A 21,945-nucleotide genomic window follows, 5' to 3' on the forward strand; every position below is an offset into this window, starting at 1 on the left:
TTGGATCCTGCCATGTATCAACTGCTGAGCGAGCAACATGACTTTATTGTGATCAATAAAGACTGCAATGTGCATTTTCATAGCCAAGATGGCACCGCAGGGGTTATTGCTCAAGCCGAAGCGGATTTGGGGTATAAGTTGTATCCGGTGCATCGTCTTGATAGCCCCACCTCAGGTTTGCTCATTGTGGCTCGCTCGCCACAAGCTGCCAATGTATTTACACAAATGTTTACCGCGCATCAGGTTCAGAAATATTACTTAGCCATTGCATTAGGCAAGCCTAAAAAAAAGCAAGGCTGGATTGTGGGTGATATGGCAAAGTCCCGTCGCAGTATGTACAAATTGCTACGCACAACTGAAAACCCAGCAGTGACACAGTTTTTTTGCTTAAGTCTCTGTGAAGGTAAACGCGCCTATTTATTAAAACCATTGAGCGGAAAAACCCACCAATTAAGGGTGGCGATGGCAAGTATTGGCGTGCCTATTTTAGGTGACACGCTTTACGGCCAGCATGAAAGTGATCGCTGTTATTTGCATGCTTACAGTTTGCATTTTAACTATTTAGGCCAGCAGTATGTTTTTCAGCAGCGACCAACGCAAGGGGCAGAGTTTAATGATGAGGTATTTACTTCATTGGTTAGCCAGCAATGGCTCCAACCCGATAACCTTGCTTGGCCGACTAAAAAATAGTCTGTTTGTGTTTAGGTCGCCTGCGTATAACGACCAATTTGGCATTATTCAATGCTCGCCTGGTGTCACTCGCTAGGTTCAAGCGCTTTAGTACGAATAGCGTTGCGGCCAGTATTTTTAGCAAGGTACATTGCCTCATCGGCTAGCTGCAATAGTTGCTCAATGTTGGTGTGAGTATTACAAGTTGCACAGCCGATACTCAAGGTGACGGCAATCTCTTTTTGTTTCCATTTAACTGATGTGCTATTGATTTGTGATTGTATTTTTTGGGCGACAACAAAGGCCTCTGTGCTATTTGTTGAGGGGAGAATAATTAAAAACTCCTCGCCGCCATAACGACAAATAAAATCAACCTTCCTAAGTGACTGCTGCATTAATTTAGCGGTATGTTTCAGTATCGCGTCGCCAGCCATGTGCCCATACGTATCGTTAACCTGTTTAAAGTGATCGACATCTAGCACCAGTAAACTGTATGCCGAGCCATTACGCTGCCACAAGGCATGAACTTCGTCTAATTTATCGAGTAATGCGTGACGATTCCATAATCCTGTAAGGTGATCCTTATTGACCAGCCGCGCTACTTTATACACTAAACGAGTTAACGCATTGCCGTATAACACCAAATTAGTCAGTAGTAATAAAATAATGTAGCTCCACATCACTAAAGGGGCGTTAAGCGTATTGGCGGCAGATAAATTGCTAAGTTGGTCAGGAGAATAGAATAAAGCCATAGCTCGGACGATAAATAGCATGCCCATGACAAAAAAAGGCACATTGATTAATACCGCATAAAATATTGGCATGTGTTGTATCGATGATTTGACGTTATCGACACCGGTAAGTGACACAAGTATGGCCGCTGTGATGCTCATAATAATGACCAGATAAACGGCATAGGCTAGAGAAGGAGGTACTAACAACATGAGTAACGCGCAACTGCTGAGTAACACTAGGTCAAACACATAAGAGATAGATTGTTTAAATAAATGTTGGCAGCCCCAGCGCACAAGTGCAAACCCCATTAATACAGCCATGTCTGCAGCAAACCAGTACAGGTAATTAACTGACTCACTGCGCTGGGTGTAGAGCAAAATGCCACATACGGTGCATATATTGGCTAGCGTAAAGCGCCAACTTGCCTTTGGCGCAATTCTGAAAACGCCAGCATATATTGCCCAGGCAATGGCACAGCTTGTACCAATTAAGCAAAAAAACTGAACAAATATAATACTTTGGCTATGTTCCATATGACCTATTCAGTATTGTTACGTGGCTAGTTATTGTGTGCTAACGTTTAACAATAGCACACAAGTAACGATATAGAGTCAGGGTAGATTGCTCAAATCGTTAGCGAATATTTATGATAGTCGATTCGCTGTTTGATCACCTATTTCGTGACTGTTTACTGCGGTTAGTGTGAGCAGAACAAGCGCAGCAATCGTGCTAAGTGTGTGAGCTGCTCATCTAAATGTTACAAAGTTTCTCATTAATGAGTTGTATATTATGCTATTTTTATAATTGTATTCTCTAAATTAAGCAACAAAATAAGGATGAAAAAAATGGACACAAACAAATTGTTGTTGGTCATTATTGCGATATTACTGCCTCCTTTAGCGGTATTTTTGAAAAAAGGGATGGGTAAAGATTTACTGATTAACGTGTTGTTATGTTTTTTCTTTTTTATCCCAGGGCTGATTCATGCGATATGGGTTGTTTTACAAGAGGATTTATAACATCAAAGGTTAACGTGTGTGGTGTATTAGGGCCTGTTCTAGAATGTATAGGCGTGTACAGTGGTTGACGCTATAATGATGCTTTTAAGTGTGAGCCGATAATGAATCGTAAAAAGAAAATTAACCAAACGCTAAAGGCTAAGGCCAAAAAAGCGAATGCTAAGTTGCATGGCACTAACAAACAGCCTTATGTTGCAAAAGCGGAGCGTGAGCGCCTAGCACAACAAGCATTATTGGCCACAGAGACAAACGACAACCACATGCCAGCGGCACAATAAAAGCACTAGAGGGGTTACCCTGCTGTGCTTTTTGGTTTTTTTACATAGCAGCGCATACTTTGCATTGCGGTTGTTTAGGCAGTGTCATTTGCCTAAATTCCATGGTCATCGCATCGACCATGAGTAACTTTCCTGATAAAGCCTGCCCCATCGCGCAGATCACTTTGATGGCCTCTGTTGCCTGGATGCAACCAATCATTCCAACCACGGGAGCTAAAATACCTGATTCAACGCAGGTTAACTGTTGCTCACCAAATAATGCGCTAAAACACTGATAACAAGGCGTATCTGCATGATAGTCAAATACTGTGACTGTACCTTCCATGCGTATAGCCGCGGCAGACACCAAGGCTATTTTGTGCTTAAAGCAGCTTTTATTGAGTTGCTCGCGTACCGTGACATTATCGGTGCAGTCGAGCACTAGAGTATGCTGACTCACCAATGTGTCAATTTCGGTATCGTCTAATAGTGCATTTATTGCGTTAATGTTGATGAGCGGATTGAGCTTTGCCAGTGTTTGTTTTGCAGAGAGCACTTTTGCTTGGCCAATATTTTCGTCAAAATGCAACACTTGGCGTTGTAAATTTGATAACTCAACCGTGTCAAAGTCGACGATTGTTATTTCGCCCACCCCCGCAACAGCAAGATATTGACTCGCTACACAGCCTAAACCGCCGGCGCCAATAATCAATACTTTGGCTTGTTTGAGTTTTTCTTGGCCGTCGATGTCCATTGCTTTGATGGATATTTGACGGCTGTAGCGCAACATCTCATTGTCGCTCAATATCTCTTGATCTACAGGCTGCATAATGCTCCTAGCAAAGTACGCTATTAAAAGGCTCAACGGTGACGGTATTGCCCTTAGCCAAATCACCTTGATATTGCTCTAAAATGACAAAACAGTTGGCTAAACTCATTGACGTCAACATGCCAGAACCTTGACTGCCGGTAATTGACACTTGCAATTCGCCCGACTCATTTCGGCTTAATACGCCACGTTGGTATTCGACTCGGCCTGGGTGTTTACGGATATCAGTTTGTAATGTCGCTTGGCAAAATAACGGTGTGGCAGGTTTGAGCCCCTGCATTTTATGTAAAATGGGCAGAACAAGTTTATAAAACGTGACCATTGACGACACAGGGTTGCCAGGTAGTCCGCAAAATACTGCTTTGCCTATTTTGCCAAAGGCGAATGGTTTGCCGGGTTTTATGGCCAGCTTCCAAAATGTTATTTGGCCTTCTTCTGATAAAATTTGCTTGGTGAAATCTGCTTCACCTACCGATACCCCACCAGATGTCAGCACCATATCCGCCAAACTTGCCGCCTCTTTAAATGCACCTCGAATGGCTTCTTTGTTATCGCTAATTACACCAAGATCTATCCACTCGACATGGCTTTTGCTCAATAAGCCTTGAATAGAGTAGCGGTTTGAATCATAAATTTGCCCAGGCGACAATTCACTGCCAACTGGGCGTAATTCGTCACCTGTTGAGAAAAAGGCCACTTTTAGTTTACGGGTTACGCGTACCTGGCTAATACCAATGGTGGCCAACACCCCCATTTCGGCAGCGCGAATGGTGATCCCTCGGTGCAATACTTTTGTGCCGGCCAGTAATTCTTCTCCGCGTTTACGAACGTTTGCACCGAGCTTATGTGGGTGTTCTATAGTAATGAGATCGCCCTGTGCTTGTGTGCTTTCTTGCATTTGTACTGTGTCGTAACCAGCCGGGACTGGAGCCCCGGTCATAATGCGTATACATGAATTGGGCTGCGCTTTACCATGAAATGGATGACCAGCAAATGAACTGCCCACTAACGTGAGTGTGGTGCTTGTTTGTGTGCTCTCTAAATCGGCATAGCGAAAGGCATAACCATCCATTGCTGAATTATCAAATGGTGGTAAATCTATGCTCGAAGATAAGTCTTCTGCGAGTACTCTATTGATTGCATGATTGAGCGTGACCAGTTCAGAGTCTTGCGTTGCCTCTACTTGCGCTAATAACTGTTCAAGCGCTTGGTCTGGATGCAATAATGTGGGTTGTGCGCAAGGGTCTTGGTTGTGTGGCATCTGAACTTCCTTAATGAATACCTAAGGCACTTTTTTAGCGCCTGAGTTAACATAACGTTCGCTATTAATAACGCTTAGTATGCCATGATAGTAAAAGAGTTTTATGATCATACTTAAGGTTTTTATCATTTATGTCTCAAATTAAACCTGTTTCTACCTGGTATTTATATATTATTCGCTGTGCCAATTCGCATTTGTACACCGGTGTGACGACAGATGTTGAGCGACGTTTTACTGAGCATCAAAGCAGCGGGCCAAAAGCGGCAAAATTTTTAAAAGGTAAGGGGCCATTGACGCTCGTTTATCAAGAGTCTCAAATTGATCGAAGTGGGGCATTAAAACGCGAAATTGCAGTAAAAAAAATGTCTCGTCAGCAAAAATTACAACTCATTACACAATATTGTGCATTAAATGCTCACACTGAAAACGCCAGGTAGTTCATTTACTTGTATTTATAGCTACACTGGATAAATCAGAACACGATGGACTCACGTAATTGGTGGCTAAATCACGCTGTTTGTTGATGCTATTATGGTTGTGGTCAGCGCAAGCAAGCGCTGAGGATGTTGTTCGTATTCAGCCTTCTCAATCGGTAGATAATACCTCCTACCAATATTATGTTGATTTATTGCAATTAGTGTTAAATAGCACGGCTGCCGATTATGGGCCTAGCCGTATTGTTGTTTTGGAATCGACCTTATCGCAAGCTCGTGGCTTTAATCTGTTAAAAAAGGGTCAGCTAGATGTGTATTGGGCCGGAACAAGCTTTGCGCGTGAACGTGATTATCTTGCGATAACCATACCGCTAGAGGGTGGGCTATTGGGGTACCGAGTACCAGTGATTGCGCGTAATCGTGTCAGTGAGTTTGCTAAGATCACTACCGTAGCCCAATTGCAAAAAATGGTGGCCTGCCAAGGTAGCCAGTGGCCTGATTCTGATATTTTGGAGCATAACGGTTTTCTGGTTGAGCGAGTGATCTCTTTCTCTTTGATGTACAGCATGTTAGCACAACAGCGCTGTGATTATTTTCCGCGGGGCATTAATGAGGCTTATGCCGAAGTCAACACTCAAGGGCATGAGGAATTAATGGTATACGACAAATTAATCTTACGTTACCCATTACCAATGTACTTTTTTGTGGATAAGCAAAATAAGCCGTTGGCCAAACGTCTTACCCAAGGTTTGTCGCAATTACTCGCCAATGGCAAATTAGCTGATTTTTTGATGCACCACCCTACCACGTCAGCGATATTTCCGTTAAGTCGTTATCAAGCTAGCCAGATTTTTATATTGGATAACCCTACGTTACCTAAGGATTTCAATAACAGAGAGCATCATGATTGGATTGAATTTTCACATCAGTAATGCATTAGCTATGCGCGTTGAGCGAACGTGCCTTGCAAAGCTGGCGTCACAACCTTCTTAATGGCTTGAAATGACCTTGATGTAGATGGCTACACCTAAGCAACAACCACTACTATATAGCGACATCTTAAACTAAAACTGCAGGACACTGAGTCTTAATTTATACATGCGGATTAGCATAAAAGCGCCGAAGCGCTTTTAGTGTTATGCACATTGTTATTTCATTGCCCGAAGTACCGGGTAAACTAAATATTGCTTGTCATAATATGGACTACGTTGATAAAACCAACGTAGTCTGGCTTTACTGTCTTTTGCAAACGCAGGGTCTTTGAGCGCTTGAGCAAACTCTGCTTGTAAATCTGGATTTTCAGCCAACATTTTTGTAGCCAGCGGCTCAACGGCGTAGTCTTCAATGTATTCTGTTTGAGTGAAGATGGTGTTGAAAAACCCCCAATAAAACAATGAGTCTTCAGCTTGTGGCTCTAATAACAACATAGCTAAATCGCCCAAGGGTTGCTCGGTCGCAATGCGTACTGTTCCTGCAGGAAGTGACAAACTGACCTCATTGCTGACGGTCGTGGCGGTGACAGTTTGACGGCCTTCGTAATCAGCGGAAGAAAACACAGGGTCGTTAAATTGATATTGTTGCGCCTTAATGCGTGTTGGTTTTTCAAGACGCGTGAAACGTATACCGTGCAATGATAAACGTTCAATCACTGTGGTCCATTGTGGCGGAATATAATAAGCAACAGGTCGTGAGACTACTATGCCAGGCTTAGTGTTTGCAACAACAGGAATATTGGGGTAAAGCTTCGGCTCACCTGTCCAGCGCACAACATCAGCACCGCTAATTGGGCTGGTTTCTATTCGGTAATCTATACCTTTAAAGTCGATACCTTTTGGTAACTGTTCGTTTTGCCAAGTGAGTGTTAATTGATTTGGGTGACGGTATTTATCAGCATAAATGGCTGACTTGAGTTTGGTGCTGTGTTTAGCGACGGTGTTAAGCGTCTCTTCGAGCATGATGTAGGTTCCTAGCACCCGTTGTTTATAGGGTTTTAGGCTGTGATTTTCGATTAAAATGGTAGGTAGGTGACGGGCATCACCATAGCCATTTGAAAACCTTGGGCTTGGATTCCAAAGTGAAATGCCTTTTGCCATATCTGCATTATCTAATGCAAATACCAGTGGCCCAGGAATGTGCCCCTGTTCAGTCAGTGCTTTTTCAATTGCGGGCCGATAAATCGTCTCTAACCAGTTAAAACTGCTAGGGCTGTAGCCCTGTTTTACGTTGTAGCCAAAAGTCACATCGTACTGATAGTCAATACCGTCGGTTACATGCACATCTATATACAAATCGGGTTGCCAAATATTGATTGTGCGAATGAGGTGCTGCATTTCAAGTGCATCCGCTTTGGCATAATCGCGGTTTAAGTTGAGATTATTTGCGGTAGTACGCCAGCCCATATTGATTGGACCTCGTTGATTAACGCGATTGTATTCACTGCTACGCTCGTGAGCATCAACACTTAATATAGGCACAAATAATAAATTAACCTTGTCGAGTAATGCGCGTTTATTGCCGTGGCTAATATCACGTAATAGCATCATGCCAGCATCTTTCCCGTCGATTTCTCCAGAGTGAATACCGGCTTGCACAAACACCGTTGCTTTACCATTATCGGTTAACGCGGTTGCACCTTGAACGCCTTCACTTGAGGCAACTATCATCCATATATCACGGTCTTGTGGGCTTTTCCCTAGGCTAACTTTGTGTAATACGTCGCTACTGTCAACGAGTTTATCTAACCATGCCATGGTGTCGCTGTAGTTTGGGGTGCTAAGGTAACCGTGTTGTTCAAAAGGGGTTGCCCAGGGGTGTTCTGCACTTAACAGTAACGTTTCGCTCGCTCCCGACCATGGCTGGATTGGCGGTAATATGTTGTCGTTGATAAAGGTATTTGCTTGCTCAATCGTGGTGTGTGTAGACCGTTGGGTGTGATCATCGGCCGCAACACATAAGGCTGCGCAAAATAACAAAGGGCTAATCCATAAACTAGCAAGCAAAGTACGGTGCATGAAGACCTCTAGGAAATGATGTCAATGGCATAAACAGAAACGGCATCATAACATTACCCTTTAATGAATATGAGGCTACACCATAAAAAATCCCAACCTAAGTTGGGATTTTTATGGTCTATCTATGGATTATCTCAGCTTTATTATACTTTAGGACCAGCCTGTTTTATGGCATCTGAGACTTGATATTTGGCAAAGTTGTCGCTGAACTCTTGTGCTAGTTGCTGTGCATACTTGTTGTATTGAGCTGCATCACTCCAAGTGTTAACCGGGTTGAGTAACTGGCTGTCTACACCTGTTACCGCAACAGGAACATTGAGATTCAGTTTATCAATATGCACGGTTTCAACATCTTTTAGCTCGCCACTGACAATAGCATCGACAATGGCGCGGGTAGTTGGAATGTCAAAACGCTTACCAACACCGTGAGGGCCGCCTGTCCAGCCAGTGTTAACTAAATACACTTGGCTGCCAAAAGATTCAATACGCTCCATCAGTAACTCGGCGTATACCCCTGCAGGACGCGGAAAAAATGGTGCGCCAAAACACGTCGAAAACGTTGATTGAATAGCTGAGGTTGAACCCATTTCCGTTGACCCAACTTTGGCCGTGTACCCCGACAGAAAGTGATAAGCTGCTTGTTCTTTACTTAATACCGATACTGGTGGTAACACTCCTGATACATCACAGGTTAAAAAGACAACAGCATGAGGTTCAGCACCACGATTTTCTACTTTACGTTGAGCAATATGTTCAAGTGGGTAAGCTGCTCGGCTGTTTTCTGTAAGGCTAGTGTCGTTGTAGTTAGGTACGCGTTGTTCATCAAGTACCACGTTTTCTAATACGGTGCCAAAACGAATCGCATCCCAAATTACGGGCTCATTTTTTTGGCTTAGGTCGATACATTTGGCGTAACAACCGCCTTCGATATTAAACACGCCACCGGGTGCCCAGCCGTGTTCATCATCACCAATTAACAAACGTTTAGGATCGGCCGACAATGTGGTTTTACCCGTACCAGATAACCCAAAGAATAACGTTGTGTCGCCATCGTGTCCGACGTTTGCTGAGCAATGCATTGGTAGTACGCCCTTGGCAGGGAGTAAAAAGTTTTGCACCGAGAACATCGACTTTTTCATTTCACCTGCGTACTTAAGTCCTGCCAGTAGCACTTTACGCTCTGCAAAGTTAAGGATAACTGCCGCTTCAGAATTTGTGCCGTCACGTTCAGGTTCACACACAAAACCAGGGGCGTTGATAATTTGCCAAGTGTCTTTGTTGTTGCGATTAAAACGCTTAGGGATGATAAATAAATTACGCGCAAAAATTTGATGCCATGCGTATTCGGTCGTCACTCTGATTGGGATGTAGTGATCATCATCTGCACCGACTTCAAGTTCAGACATAAAAATTTCTTTATCGGCAAGGTAGGCTTCTACACGTCCCCATAACGCGTCAAATTTACCCGCATCAAATGGGCGGTTAACTTTGCCCCATTCAATATCGGCTTCGGTACTTGGATCTTTTACAATGAAACGGTCGTTAGGTGAACGTCCTGTTCTTTCTCCGGTTTTGGCCACTAATGCACCATTGGCGGTGAGCTGACCTTCTCCACGAAGAAGCGCGATTTCAACAAGCTGTGCTGTCGTAGGGTTAAGGTGAACGCGGTGTGATAAATCCGCCATAGTGTTTGTCTCCATGTCTTTTAGGTCGGGTTTCGTTGTAAATCGATGTTGATTTTTGATGTAGAGGTTAAGTTAGCTTGGTTTTAATGTTGCACGCTGGCTGTATATGCTAACAAGGCGATTGTAACTGATGTTGAGGCTTTGGTAACGAACAGTTTGGTAATTTTTTTGAAAGTTTTTAGTTTTTTTAATAGAAAAGTAAATTTTAAAGCATAAAAAAGGCGCCTTAGGCGCCTTTTTTGGTAATTTATTGCGTTGTGGTTACAGCTATTGCTGCGAGTCACTTCCGTGGCTGCCAGCGTATAATGCTGCAATGTCGATAGCATCGAATGAGTAAGTTTGCTTACAGTATTCACAGCCCATATCGATTTTTCCGTCTTCGGCTAATATCGCTTCTATTTCTGCTTGAGACAGGGTTTTAATTGCAGAACCGCTTCGCTCTCTTGAGCAGGTACACTTAAACGTTACATCGACAGGATCAAATAAACGCACTTCTTCCTGGTGATATAGGCGGTGCAGCACATCTTGTGCCTCGAGGCTAAATAACTCTTCAGCTTTAATGGTGGCTGTGAGGGTTGATAAATGTTCAAAGTCTTCATTTTGTTCAGACTTTGTGGGTAATACTTGCAATAACATCCCCGCGGCCTGTTTACCGTTAGCAAATAATTTGATTTGCGTGGGTAATTGCTCAGACTGATTAAAATATTCTTCTAGGCAGGCGGCTAAATCGACATGATCTAACGACACAATACCTTGATAGCGCTCACCTTCGTCTGGCGTGAGGGTAATGACCATGTAGCCTTTGCCAAACATTTGTTGCAAGCTTGCATCGTCGGCAATGGTGCCGTTCCAACGTGATACACCACGTAACACTTGCTCGTTATTACCGTTAATCACCGCTAAAGTGACTGGGCCGTCTCCTTGGAGCTGCACGCTAATGTCACCGGTAAATTTGATTGTGGCGGTTAATAGTGACGTTGCAGCCATCAATTCGCCTAATAAATGTTGCACAGCAACAGGGTATTGGTGAGCGGAAAGCACTTCTTGATAGCTTTTTTCAAGTTGGACTATTTCACCGCGAACATCTGCATTATCAAATAGATAGCGATGTAATATATCGTTGTTCATCTTTACTCTCTTCACTTTTTGTCGCTTAATAATCTTTAAAGCGCATAAGCTGGCGTCGTTGTTTTTTATCCGGTTTGTGTTCTGGAGCCGGGTTATTCAAAATATTTAATCGTCGTGCTTCAGCATTGATCATGCGTTTGTTAATGCTTTCGCTGGTTTCTTCGTACAAAGTTTGTGCGATGCTTGCACCTTGTCGGTGGCCCGATAACACCTTAATGATCACTTCTCTGTCATCATGGCCTTGGCGTAGACGAATTTTTGCACCGACTTCAGCATTCTTGCTGGATTTAGTCCGTTGGCCGTTGTAATGTACTTTACCGCCGTTAATCATGTCTTTTGCAATGGCGCGGGTTTTATAAAATCGTGCCGCCCATAACCATTTATCTAACCGAATGATGTGCTTTTCGGACTGAATTTGATTCAAATGGCCTCCAAAACAGGGATGATTTCACAGACTGAGTAACCTAACTGCCATACAATGTAAGTATTATTGCTATATGGGGTTAAATTGAGCCTCAATTGTGCGCGCAAACTTAGCATATTTGGTGCAGTTTCGCCAATCGATATGCTCTAGGGTTGTTGCTTTATCTTCTGTAGGTTAGCATGATGGCACAGTATTACTTTTCAACAATTAGAACAGAGACCTGTACCAAGACGTATAGAGGGTCCAATTATATATGGATTTATTAGATAAACTGATCACCAAAGCCGCCACTGTGCCGCATAAGCCGTTAAGTGTTGCAGTGTTTTGGTTGGGATTAGTCATTGTGCTTTTACTTGCTGCTCAAATTACATGGAAGTTGATGCCGGTGTCATCGCAATCTGCGACTTGGCAACCATCCCCCATTTCTGCAAACGCCAGCAAGCGTATTGAGCTTTCTGGTGTGCGTAACCTATCACTGTTTGGTCGTGTTGATGACAACGCACAAAAGCCAAAGCCAGAAGTGGTTGAACAAATAACAGATGCGCCTAAAACCAATTTGTCTATTCAGTTAACCGGCGTGGTGGCGTCAACCGCAGAAGAGCAAGGTTTGGCGGTGATTGAGTCTAGCGGTCAGCAAGAAACGTATAGCTTAGGTGATAAAATCAAAGGTACGTCAGCTTCGTTAAAAGAAGTGTATGCCGACAGAATTATTATTACCAATGGCGGTCGTTATGAAACGTTAATGCTTGATGGCCTTAAATACACAACCCAAAGCCAGGCTAATGAACAGTTACAACAGGCTAAGGTTGATAGACAAGTCACCCGTGTTGATCGTCGCAGTAACCAAGATTTCTCTGAAGAACTGTCTAATTCGCGAGATGAATTATTGGCAGACCCGAGTAAAATTACCGACTTTTTATCAATTTCACCCGTGCGCAAGGGTGAAACACTTGCTGGTTATCGTTTAAACCCAGGTAAAGATGTTGATTTATTTAAGCAAGCTGGCTTTCAAGCGAATGACTTAGCTAAATCAATAAATGGATATGATCTGACCGAGATGGGTCAGGCTTTAGAAGTGATGGCGCAGCTGCCAGAGCTCACCGAAATGGCTGTCATGGTAGAGCGTGAAGGGCAGTTGGTCGAAATCATGTTTAGTTTGCCAGAGTAATTTGGCGTGAGAGGATTGAGTAAAATGAATAACAAAGGGATCCGACAAAAAATTATTGCTGGAATGTTAGCCAGTGCAGCCATGATGGCCGCGCCGATGGCGTTGTCGGAACAGTATGCAGCCAACTTTAAAGGCACAGACATTCAAGAGTTTATTAATATTGTCGGTAAAAACCTCAATAAAACCATTATTGTCGACCCCACTGTGCGCGGTAAAATTAATGTTCGTAGCTATGATTTATTAAATGACGAGCAATACTACCAGTTCTTTCTAAACGTGCTGCAGGTATACGGTTATGCCGTTGTAGAGATGGAAAACCAGGTTATCAAGGTCATTAAAGATAAAGATGCCAAAACATCGGCTATTCGTGTGGCAGACGACAATACTCCAGGTTTAGGTGATGAAATGGTCACCCGCGTGGTGCCATTATACAACTCTGAAGCAAAGCAGTTAGCGCCTTTATTACGCCAGTTAAATGATAATGCCGGCGGCGGTAACGTTGTTAACTATGACCAAGCAAACGTATTGATGATTTCTGGTCGCGCAGCCGTCGTAAACAAGCTAGTTGATATTGTTCGCCGCGTAGACAAGCAAGGTGATACCGCTGTTGAGGTCGTAACCTTAAATTATGCTTCGGCAGGTGAAATTGTTCGCATTGTCGATACCCTATATCGCTCAAGTGCTAACCAAGCTCAGCTGCCTGGCCAGGCACCGAAGGTGGTTGCCGATGAGCGTATGAATGCCGTAGTGGTCAGTGGCGATGAAAAAAGCCGTCAGCGTGTTGTTGAGCTTATTCAGCGTTTAGATGCGGAGCAAGCCAGCACAGGCAATACCAAGGTCCGTTACTTGCGTTATGCAAAAGCTGAAGATTTAGTTGAAGTATTAACAGGCTTTGCACAAAACCTGCAAGACAACAAGGACAGCGGCGCAGCACAAGCCGGTGCCAGCACCAGTAAACGCCGTAATGACATTAATATTATGGCACATCCAGATACTAACTCATTGGTCATCAGTGCTGAGCCGGATCAATTACGTACGATTGAAAGTGTCATTAATCAGTTAGATATTCGTCGTGCTCAAGTATTGGTTGAAGCCATTATTGTTGAAATTGCCGAAGGCGATAACGTTGGCTTTGGTGTGCAATGGGGTAGCGAAGCTGGTGGCTTAACCCAATTTAATAACATCGGCCCTACTATTAGTGAAGTGGGTGCGGGTGTATGGGCCGCACGTGAAGAGGAAGGCACAACAGTGACTGTGACCAACTCTGACGGTGGCTCAACCACGACCACAAATCCAACATCAGATGGTGACTATACCCTTATTGCTCAGGCACTGGGTAAAGTGAATGGCATGGCATGGGGTGTGACTACAGGCAACTTTGCAGCGCTAATTCAGGCTGTTTCAAGTGATACGAACTCAAACGTGTTGGCGACACCGTCGATCACCACTTTGGATAATCAAGAAGCATCATTTATCGTTGGTGATGAGGTTCCTATCATTACTGGTTCAACGTCTAGTTCAAACAATGACAATCCATTTCAAACGGTAGAGCGTAAAGAGGTGGGGGTTAAATTAAAAGTTGTACCGCAAATTAACGAAGGCTCTTCGGTCAAGTTAACCATTGAGCAAGAAGTGTCGGGTGTGAATGGTAATACCGGTGTTGATATCAGTTTTTCTACTCGTCGTTTAACCACAACCGTGATGGCCGATTCCGGTCAAATTGTGGTACTAGGTGGTTTGATTAACGAAGAAGTGCAAGAAAGTGTCCAAAAAATACCTATTCTGGGTGATATTCCAGTATTGGGGCACCTATTTAAGTCTTCATCAAGCAAGAAAACCAAGAAAAATCTGATGATTTTTATTAAACCAACCATTATTCGCGATGGCATGACAATGGAAGGGATTGCGGGTCGTAAATACAATTACTTCCGTGCTTTACAGCTTGAGCAACAAGACAGAGGTATTAATTTAATGCCCAATACTCAAGTACCTGTATTAGAAGAGTGGAACCAAGAAGCGTATTTACCTGATGAAGTGAATGACATGCTTGAACGTTACAAAAGCGGTCAAGGTTTGAGTACCGATATGCGTGATTCAGATCCTGCTTTACGTATCATTGATGAAAGCATGCAAAAGGACAAGGCTCAAAATAATGATTGATAGTGCAATGACAGAGCCGTTAGCCCAAGTATCAAGTGACGTTGCTATGGAAGTGGTCGAAGGCGATGAAGTTTTTCACTCGAGCAGTAAAGAGCGCCTGCCGTTTGCATTTTCACATCGTTTTCAATTAGTTTTGGCTAAAGAAAACGAACAGCTTTGTTTGTTTTACACCGACAACACGCCGCTTAATGCCATGCTAGAAGTGCGGCGTTATGCGGGGGTTGAACTTGCTATCATCAAGTTAGATGGAACAAAATTTGAAGCTAAGTTAACCCAAGCTTATCAGGCTAACTCTTCAGAGGCGCAACAGCTGATGGAAGATATTGGCAATGAGATGGATTTGTTTACCTTAGCTGAAGAGTTACCACAGACTGAAGATTTACTTGAGGGTGATGACGATGCGCCAATTATTAAGTTAATTAATGCATTGTTGTCTGAGGCGATTAAAGAAGAAGCATCAGATATCCACGTCGAAACCTATGAAAAACAATTGGTAGTGCGTTTTCGTATCGACGGTGTACTAAAAGAAGTCTTAAAGCCAAACCGTAAGTTATCATCGTTGCTGGTGTCACGGATTAAGGTGATGGCGCGTTTAGATATCGCTGAAAAACGCTTACCGCAAGATGGCCGTATTTCATTGCGTATTGCTGGCCGTGCGGTTGATGTGCGTGTGTCGACCATGCCATCAAGCCATGGCGAACGTGTGGTAATGCGGTTATTAGACAAAAATACCGGTAATTTAGACCTGCAACAGTTAGGGATGACACCGAGTATTCGTGAACAATTTGATGAGTTGATTCGCAAACCTCATGGTATTATTTTGGTAACCGGGCCGACGGGGTCGGGTAAAAGTACGACCTTATATGCGGGCTTAACAGAGATTAACTCTAAAGATACCAACATCCTAACCGTTGAAGATCCAATCGAGTATGAGCTTGAGGGTATTGGTCAAACTCAGGTTAATACTAAAGTAGACATGACCTTTGCCCGCGGATTACGTGCTATTTTGCGACAAGATCCTGATGTGGTAATGATAGGTGAAATTCGCGACCTTGAAACCGCCCAAATAGCAGTGCAAGCCTCGTTAACAGGTCACTTGGTCATATCAACCTTACACACCAATACCGCCTCTGGTGCGATTACCCGTTTACAAGACATGGGGGTCGAACCTTTCTTAGTTTCTTCTAGTTTACTTGGTGTACTTGCCCAGCGCCTTATCCGTACCTTGTGTCCAAGCTGTAAAGTGGCACATGAACCAGACGAGCGTGAGCGTGAATTATTGGGAATAACAGCTAATGATACTCGCCATATTTACCGTGCTACAGGCTGTAAAGCGTGTGGTAACAATGGGTATCGTGGCCGAACGGGTATTCATGAGTTATTGGTTGTCGACGACAATGTGCGTGAATTAATTCATGGCGGTCGTGGCGAGTTAGCCATTGAAAAATACGTACGTAAATCAGTGCCGAGTATTCGTCATGACGGCATGAGTAAAGTGTTAGCGGGCGTGACTACCTTAGAAGAAGTGTTACGCGTCACCCGCGAGGAATAATCAATGGCAGCGTTTGAATACAAAGCCCTTGATAGCAAAGGCAAACAGCAAAAAGGTGTTATCGAAGCCGACACGGCGCGCCATGCTCGCAGTCAGTTACGTGAACAACGGCTGATGCCGCTTGAGCTCCAAGCGGTTAGTGAAACAGAGGCACGTGCTCAACGCCGTGGTTTTAGTCTTGCTAACGTGTTTAAAAAACGTATTTCGGTGGCAGAACTGGCATTAATCACTCGACAAATTGCCACATTAGTGGCTGCAGGTTTGCCGATTGAAGAAGCATTAAAAGCCGTTGGACAGCAATCGGAAAAAGCCCGATTAGGCAATATGATCATGGCGGTCCGTTCTCGAGTCGTAGAGGGCTATAGCCTTGCCGATTCAATGGCCGAATTTCCGCACGTGTTTGATGATTTATATCGCGCCATGGTGGCCTCTGGTGAGAAGTCGGGCCATTTAGAAGTGGTGCTCAATCGTCTTGCGGACTATACCGAGCGTCGTCAACAGCTTAAATCCAAACTCACTCAAGCGATGATTTACCCTATCGTGCTTACTGTTGTGGCCATTGGTGTGATTGCAGTATTGCTTGCCGCGGTTGTCCCTAAAGTGGTTGGGCAATTTGAACACATGGGGCAAGAGCTTCCTGGCACGACTCAATTCTTAATCCTAGCATCTGACTTTGTACAACATTGGGGATTACTCGTTGTGTTGATTTTGGTGGGTGGTTTTATTGTGTTCCAAAGACTGTTAACCAATCCCAGCATGCGAATGAAATACGATAGCGCGTTACTTAACACACCGGTTATTGGTAAAGTTAGTAAAGGCTTAAATACAGCACGTTTTGCTCGTACCTTAAGTATTTTGTCAGCCAGTTCAGTGCCATTGCTTGATGGGATGCGTATTGCGAGCGAAGTATTACAAAACGTTAAAGTGCGTGCCGCGGTAGATGATGCAACCGCACGGGTGCGTGAGGGAACCAGTTTAGGTGCCGCGTTGACTAATACTAAGCTGTTCCCTGCAATGATGCTGTATATGATTGCCTCGGGCGAAAAAAGTGGTCAATTAGAAAATATGCTCGAACGAGCAGCAGACAACCAAGACCGAGAGTTTGAGTCTAACGTCAACATTGCCTTAGGGGTATTTGAGCCAATGCTGGTGGTTAGTATGGCGTCGGTTGTCTTATTTATCGTGATGGCTATTTTGCAGCCAATATTAGAATTAAATAACTTAATCAGTGGCTAAGCACAAGATGCAAAGCCGGTTAGCTCAAGATTTTGAGTCATTTTTAGAAGGAAGTCTTTAATGCAACAACACAATAAACAACGCGGTTTCACCTTGCTAGAAGTCATGGTGGTGATTGTTATTTTAGGTATTCTAGCGTCAATGGTTGTCCCTAACTTGATGGGCAACAAAGACAAAGCCGACCAGCAAAAAGCCGTTTCAGACATTGTTGCGCTCGAAAACGCCTTAGACATGTATAAATTAGACAACAGTATTTACCCAACGACAGAACAAGGCCTAGATGCATTAGTGCAAAAGTCTACTTCATCGCCTGAGCCGCGTAACTTTCGTGATGGTGGCTACGTTAAGCGTTTACCACAAGACCCTTGGCGCAATGATTATTTTTTATTAAGTCCAGGTGAAAATGGCAAAATTGATATCTTCAGTGCTGGCCCTGACGGACAACCTGGCACAGAGGATGATATAGGCAGCTGGAACTTACAAGACTTCCAATAATATGTCTTTTCATCGCCATGCTGGTTTTACCTTACTTGAGGTATTGCTAGTTGCACTATTAATGGGTTTGGTGGCTGCCGCAGTCACCATTTCTATGAGCGTTGCAGGGCCAGAGCAAGCGCTTAAAAAACAAGCGCAGCGCTTTATGTCGGCGACAGAAATGGTGCTGGATGAAAGCGTACTTAGCGGCCAATTCATCGGCATTGTGATTGATGAGCACGAATATCAATTTGTGTTTTACAAAGAAGGTGAATGGACGCCTGTTGAGCAAGACCGTTTATTGGCCACGCAACAGATGGAACCCGGTGTGATGCTCGATGTAGTGATTGATGGTATGCCACTCACACAAGAAGATGAGCAAGACGAGTCGTGGTTTGACGAGCCATTTATTGATGAAGAAAGCGAAGAAGAAAAGAAAAAACATCCTGAGCCACAAATATTGTTATTTCCAAGTGGTGAGATGACTCCGTTTGAGCTGAATTTTGCCACAGTAGATGATGAGCTTAAACCGGTTAATGTGTTAGTAGTAGGTGATGCCTTAGGGCGATTAACCTTAGGACGAGTAGATGAATAATACACATCGTTCAAACCGGTTACTGAACTCACAATTAGGTATGACCTTGCTTGAAGTCATCGTTGCGCTAGCTGTTTTTTCAATCGCAGCGGTGTCTGTGACCAAAAGTCTCAGTGAGCAAATGGCCAATATGCCTATTTTAGAAGAACGTACACTTGCGCAATGGGTTGCCAGTAACCAAATGGTTGATATTCGATTAACCAGCGACTTTCCTGATATTGGAAAAAAAGAAGGTCAAGTTGAGCTGGCTGGACGCGAGTGGTACTGGCGACAAGAAGTGGTGAAAACCACAGATGATAACTTTAGAATGATTAAAGTGAGTGTCAGTGACGATAACCGCTATGAACGTATTGTTGCCCAGGTAAGTAGTTATGTACATAACAAAGCCTAAGTTTGCTGGGTTTACCTTACTGGAAATGCTGATCGCAATTGCGATTTTTGCCATGCTGGGGATTGCGGCTAACTCGGTATTGTCTGCAGTAATGAAAAATGATGAGGTCACTCAAGATTTTGCCATTCGCCTTAAGGCTCTGCAACAAGGGTTTGGTGCTCTAGAGCGTGACTTAGGCCAAATGGTGGCGCGAACACCTCGATCATTTGAAGGCGATCGTGGCAAGCAGTTTTTTCAAGCGGGCGATAATATTCTCGACTCGGATACCCAGGCATTAGTGTTTTTCCGATTAGGCTGGTTAAACCCAGACGGTATGCTACCCAGAGGGAGCCTGCAATCGGTCGCATATGTGGTTCAGGCGGGGCGTTTAGAGCGGTGGTATTACCCATATCCTGAGCCTGTTGTTGGTGCAGAACCCCTAAAAAGCTTAGTGATTGATCATGTGATATCGATTGAGTATTCGTTTTTTATTGACGGAAAATGGCAAACCAAAGCAGATGGAACCTTAATGCCTAGGGGGATTGCCATGGAGATTGACATTGAAGGCTTAGGCAAAATTCAGCGGCGTTTTTTATTGCCTAAAGGCGGGGCTGCTAGCGACGAAAAAGATGATTCAAAAGATGATTCAAAAGATGACTCGAAAGATGATTCAAAAGATGAGGATGCAAGTTAATGGGCGGCCAAAAGCAGCGAGGTGTCGCGCTTATTGTCGTAATGCTGATTGTGGCGTTAGTGGTGATTATTGCCACCAATATTACCAGTCGTAACCAGTTGTCTATGCGCCGGACATTAAACATGGCGCAATATGACCAAGCTTATTGGTATGCCATGTCTGCTGAAGAGCTGGCAATGAAAGTGCTTAAACAAGATTTTGAAGACGCCGAAGGAACAGTGCACTTACAACAGTATTGGGCTTTAGCAAATGTGGTTTTTCCGGCAGAGTATGGTGAAATTGTTGGTGAAATTGAAGATATGCGAGCCTGTTTTAATGTTAATGCTGTTGGCGAGCCGTCAAGTAATACCGAAGACAATCAACCCAAATTGTCGTTGGCAGCAAGACAATTTCAATCTTTGTTAATTGGCTTAGGCCTTGATGAGTTTGGTGCAGAGCAGCTCACGCATACGTTAAAAGATTATATAGATGCAGATACCGTATCGAGTGCTTATGGGGCAGAAGATGCAGAATATGAGTCGCGTAATGTGCCGTATCGCGCAGCTAACACTTTAATGCAACATCGCAGTGAATTGCGCGCAGTACTAGGGTTTAATCAAAATGTCTATTCGAATATTGTAGATTATGTTTGTGCAATACCCGGCGACAGTCGACAGTTATTAAATGTGAATACCGTTAAAGTCGAGCAAGCTGCTTTACTGGCAGCAATGTTAGAGAATGAAGTCTCGGTAAGTGAAGCGGAAAACATTATAAACGAGCGTCCCGCAGACGGTTACGGAACCATTGAAGAATTTTGGGAAAGCTCATCACTTAGCAGTATTAAAGCGGAAGCAGATCTTAAGTCGAGTTTTGTGGTCGACAGCGAGTATTTTTTATTACACGCGGGCGCTAAAGTCGACAATGCAATATTTAGAATGGACAGTGTGCTTAAGCGCAATGGCAATAATTTAGAAGTGCTCACCCGTCAGTATGGTGGCCAACAATAATAACAAGCTCATAGCGTATAAAACGTCTTGAGAGCGGTGGAGAATAACAGTGTCTGAACGGCTATTTATCCGGTTAGGAAAAACATCAGAACACCCATGTTCATGGCTTGTCTGGTCAGAGCAAGAGCAAGAGATTATTGCCTCAGGTGAGTTGGCTGATGCCGCGAGCTTGAACAGTTTAGCAGAGCGTGCAGGCAATCGCCCCGTTGATGTGCTGGTACCTGCGGCCAGTATGACACTGACCCAAATCGCGTTACCTGAAAAAGGTCAGCGTCAAGCGTTAAAAGCGCTGCCTTACATGTTAGAAGAATCGTTAGCCACAGATGTTGACCGTATGCACTTTGTGGTGGGTCCTCGTGAAGGTGAACACCTTAATGTGGCCGCCGTGGCTCATGAGCAAATGCAAACCTGGTTAACATGGCTACAAGAAGCAGGCTTAAAAGTTAAACGCATTGTACCAGACTGTTTGGCCCTTCCTTTGGCGCAATGCCGCTGGGCGGTAATGAGTCTAGGGAATGAGTACCTCATTCGTACATCAGAGGGCGGCGGGTTAAGCTTACCCAAAGCGTGGTCAGACTTTGCCTTACCACAACTGGTGAAACAGGCGACAGAGCACAACGCTGATACTGAAATTGATGTGGCCAGTTATAGCGACGATATTGCCATAGAGGGTGTTCAGCTAGAACATAAGCCACTTGATTTGCCCATGATGGTGTTAGCTAAAGGGGTGTTGAATGCACCAATAGATTTACTGAGTGGTATTTACAAACCCAAGCGCGAGTACAGTAAACACTTATTGATATGGAAAAATGCCGCGATTGTGCTTGTCATTGCCGTTATATTAGCATTAGTCAATAAAGGCTTAATGATCCATCAACTTAATAATGCGACTGCGGAGTTACGCGCCCAAAGTGAAGCCATTTTTAAGCAAGCAGTACCTGGTGTAAACCGTATTGTAAATATGCGCTCACAAATGGATAGCGCTCTGCGCAGTATGCAAGGCCAGGGCGGTGGCGCGGCATTTTTTGAAATGCTTGATGGACTTAAACCGGCATTTGCTAAAGTACCAGATTTAAAGCCAAACAGTTTACGCTTTGAGGGTAATCGTAACGAATTACGCATGCAAGTGACGGCACAAAGTTACGCTCAAATTGATCAGTTTAAAGAAATTGTCGCCAAAGATTATCAATTAGACGGTGGCGCAATGAACAGCACGGACGAAAGCGTCACGAGCACATTAACCTTAAGGGGCAAATAA

The 21,945-nt window shown here is 43.9% G+C and carries 21 protein-coding genes and 1 pseudogene; 15 read left to right on the forward strand and 7 right to left on the reverse strand.

Translation table 11 applies throughout. The annotated features are described in order from the left end of the window. Nucleotides 1-12: 12 nt before the first annotated feature. The gene (locus L2703_RS15785; protein ID WP_248972033.1) at nucleotides 13-690 is read left to right on the forward strand and encodes a TIGR01621 family pseudouridine synthase; all 678 of its coding nucleotides are present in this window, start codon (nucleotides 13-15) and stop codon (nucleotides 688-690) included. 65 nt (nucleotides 691-755) lie between these two features. Here L2703_RS15785 and L2703_RS15790 read toward each other — a convergent pair whose 3' ends face one another. Next, complete coding sequence (locus L2703_RS15790) at nucleotides 756-1,937, reverse strand: GGDEF domain-containing protein (protein WP_248972034.1); 1,182 nt, start codon at nucleotides 1,935-1,937, stop codon at nucleotides 756-758. 312 nt (nucleotides 1,938-2,249) lie between these two features. On the opposite strand from L2703_RS15790, the gene L2703_RS15795 reads away from it, so the two are divergent. Both L2703_RS15795 and L2703_RS15800 read left to right on the forward strand, forming a co-directional pair. Next, nucleotides 2,250-2,423, forward strand: a complete 174-nt coding sequence (locus L2703_RS15795) for a YqaE/Pmp3 family membrane protein (RefSeq protein WP_248972035.1) — start codon at nucleotides 2,250-2,252, stop codon at nucleotides 2,421-2,423. Nucleotides 2,424-2,524: 101 nt separating this feature from the next. After that, nucleotides 2,525-2,701 carry a DUF2986 domain-containing protein gene (locus L2703_RS15800; RefSeq protein WP_248972036.1) on the forward strand — a complete coding sequence of 59 codons (177 nt, stop codon included), beginning with the start codon at nucleotides 2,525-2,527 and terminating at the stop codon, nucleotides 2,699-2,701. Between the two features lie 40 nt (nucleotides 2,702-2,741). On the opposite strand, the gene moeB is transcribed toward L2703_RS15800, so the two are convergent. Next, a complete protein-coding gene (gene moeB, locus L2703_RS15805) occupies nucleotides 2,742-3,509 on the reverse strand; it encodes a molybdopterin-synthase adenylyltransferase MoeB (RefSeq protein WP_248972037.1) in 768 nt (255 codons plus the stop codon). A gap of 7 nt (nucleotides 3,510-3,516) precedes the next feature. Continuing rightward, nucleotides 3,517-4,770: a molybdopterin molybdotransferase MoeA gene (gene moeA / locus L2703_RS15810; RefSeq protein WP_248972038.1), complete on the reverse strand. Its 1,254-nt coding sequence runs from the start codon at nucleotides 4,768-4,770 to the stop codon at nucleotides 3,517-3,519. A 134-nt stretch (nucleotides 4,771-4,904) separates the two neighbouring features. Here moeA and L2703_RS15815 point away from each other — a divergent pair. Further along, a pseudogene (locus L2703_RS15815) lies at nucleotides 4,905-5,207 on the forward strand (GIY-YIG nuclease family protein); the annotation flags it as partial. A gap of 62 nt (nucleotides 5,208-5,269) precedes the next feature. After that, nucleotides 5,270-6,136 (forward strand): substrate-binding periplasmic protein, encoded by an 867-nt coding sequence (locus L2703_RS15820; RefSeq protein WP_248972040.1) that lies wholly within the window; start codon nucleotides 5,270-5,272, stop codon nucleotides 6,134-6,136. Between the two features lie 216 nt (nucleotides 6,137-6,352). Here the strand turns inward: L2703_RS15820 and L2703_RS15825 are convergent, their stop codons facing one another. From L2703_RS15825 to hslR, 4 genes are all read right to left on the reverse strand, one after another. Further along, the gene (locus L2703_RS15825; RefSeq protein ID WP_248972041.1) at nucleotides 6,353-8,215 is read right to left on the reverse strand and encodes a M14 family metallopeptidase; all 1,863 of its coding nucleotides are present in this window, start codon (nucleotides 8,213-8,215) and stop codon (nucleotides 6,353-6,355) included. 143 nt (nucleotides 8,216-8,358) lie between these two features. Beyond that, complete coding sequence (locus L2703_RS15830) at nucleotides 8,359-9,915, reverse strand: phosphoenolpyruvate carboxykinase (RefSeq protein WP_283107927.1); 1,557 nt, start codon at nucleotides 9,913-9,915, stop codon at nucleotides 8,359-8,361. A gap of 252 nt (nucleotides 9,916-10,167) precedes the next feature. Beyond that, nucleotides 10,168-11,028, reverse strand: a complete 861-nt coding sequence (gene hslO / locus L2703_RS15835; RefSeq protein WP_248972043.1) for an Hsp33 family molecular chaperone HslO — start codon at nucleotides 11,026-11,028, stop codon at nucleotides 10,168-10,170. 25 nt (nucleotides 11,029-11,053) lie between these two features. Continuing rightward, a complete protein-coding gene (gene hslR, locus L2703_RS15840) occupies nucleotides 11,054-11,452 on the reverse strand; it encodes a ribosome-associated heat shock protein Hsp15 (RefSeq protein WP_248972044.1) in 399 nt (132 codons plus the stop codon). A 253-nt stretch (nucleotides 11,453-11,705) separates the two neighbouring features. Between hslR and gspC the strand changes: the two genes are divergently transcribed. From gspC to gspL, 10 genes are read left to right on the forward strand one after another with little or no spacing between them, the layout of a single operon-like run. Beyond that, the gene (gspC, locus tag L2703_RS15845; RefSeq protein WP_248972045.1) at nucleotides 11,706-12,620 is read left to right on the forward strand and encodes a type II secretion system protein GspC; all 915 of its coding nucleotides are present in this window, start codon (nucleotides 11,706-11,708) and stop codon (nucleotides 12,618-12,620) included. 24 nt (nucleotides 12,621-12,644) lie between these two features. Then, the gene (gspD, locus tag L2703_RS15850; RefSeq protein ID WP_248972046.1) at nucleotides 12,645-14,780 is read left to right on the forward strand and encodes a type II secretion system secretin GspD; all 2,136 of its coding nucleotides are present in this window, start codon (nucleotides 12,645-12,647) and stop codon (nucleotides 14,778-14,780) included. A gap of 7 nt (nucleotides 14,781-14,787) precedes the next feature. Continuing rightward, nucleotides 14,788-16,332, forward strand: a complete 1,545-nt coding sequence (gene gspE / locus L2703_RS15855; protein ID WP_283107930.1) for a type II secretion system ATPase GspE — start codon at nucleotides 14,788-14,790, stop codon at nucleotides 16,330-16,332. A 3-nt stretch (nucleotides 16,333-16,335) separates the two neighbouring features. After that, the gene (gspF, locus tag L2703_RS15860) at nucleotides 16,336-17,568 is read left to right on the forward strand and encodes a type II secretion system inner membrane protein GspF (protein WP_248972047.1); all 1,233 of its coding nucleotides are present in this window, start codon (nucleotides 16,336-16,338) and stop codon (nucleotides 17,566-17,568) included. Nucleotides 17,569-17,628: 60 nt separating this feature from the next. Then, complete coding sequence (gene gspG / locus L2703_RS15865) at nucleotides 17,629-18,063, forward strand: type II secretion system major pseudopilin GspG (protein ID WP_248972048.1); 435 nt, start codon at nucleotides 17,629-17,631, stop codon at nucleotides 18,061-18,063. A gap of 1 nt (nucleotide 18,064) precedes the next feature. After that, entirely contained in the window at nucleotides 18,065-18,637 is a 573-nt protein-coding gene (gene gspH / locus L2703_RS15870) for a type II secretion system minor pseudopilin GspH (protein ID WP_248972049.1), read from the forward strand. Then, nucleotides 18,630-19,028, forward strand: a complete 399-nt coding sequence (gspI, locus tag L2703_RS15875) for a type II secretion system minor pseudopilin GspI (RefSeq protein ID WP_248972050.1) — start codon at nucleotides 18,630-18,632, stop codon at nucleotides 19,026-19,028. The genes gspH and gspI overlap by 8 nt, the downstream gene beginning before the upstream one ends. Continuing rightward, nucleotides 19,009-19,701, forward strand: coding sequence for a type II secretion system minor pseudopilin GspJ (gene gspJ / locus L2703_RS15880; RefSeq protein ID WP_248972051.1), 693 nt, complete (start codon nucleotides 19,009-19,011; stop codon nucleotides 19,699-19,701). The genes gspI and gspJ overlap by 20 nt, the downstream gene beginning before the upstream one ends. Further along, on the forward strand, nucleotides 19,701-20,687 hold the full coding sequence (gspK, locus tag L2703_RS15885; protein WP_248972052.1) for a type II secretion system minor pseudopilin GspK: 987 nt from the start codon (nucleotides 19,701-19,703) through the stop codon (nucleotides 20,685-20,687). Before gspJ ends, gspK begins: the two co-directional genes overlap by 1 nt. 49 nt (nucleotides 20,688-20,736) lie before the next feature. Next, nucleotides 20,737-21,945, forward strand: a complete 1,209-nt coding sequence (gene gspL, locus L2703_RS15890; protein WP_248972053.1) for a type II secretion system protein GspL — start codon at nucleotides 20,737-20,739, stop codon at nucleotides 21,943-21,945.

Source organism: Shewanella basaltis (assembly GCF_023283885.1).
GTDB classification, from domain to species: Bacteria; Pseudomonadota; Gammaproteobacteria; order Enterobacterales; family Shewanellaceae; genus Shewanella; species Shewanella basaltis.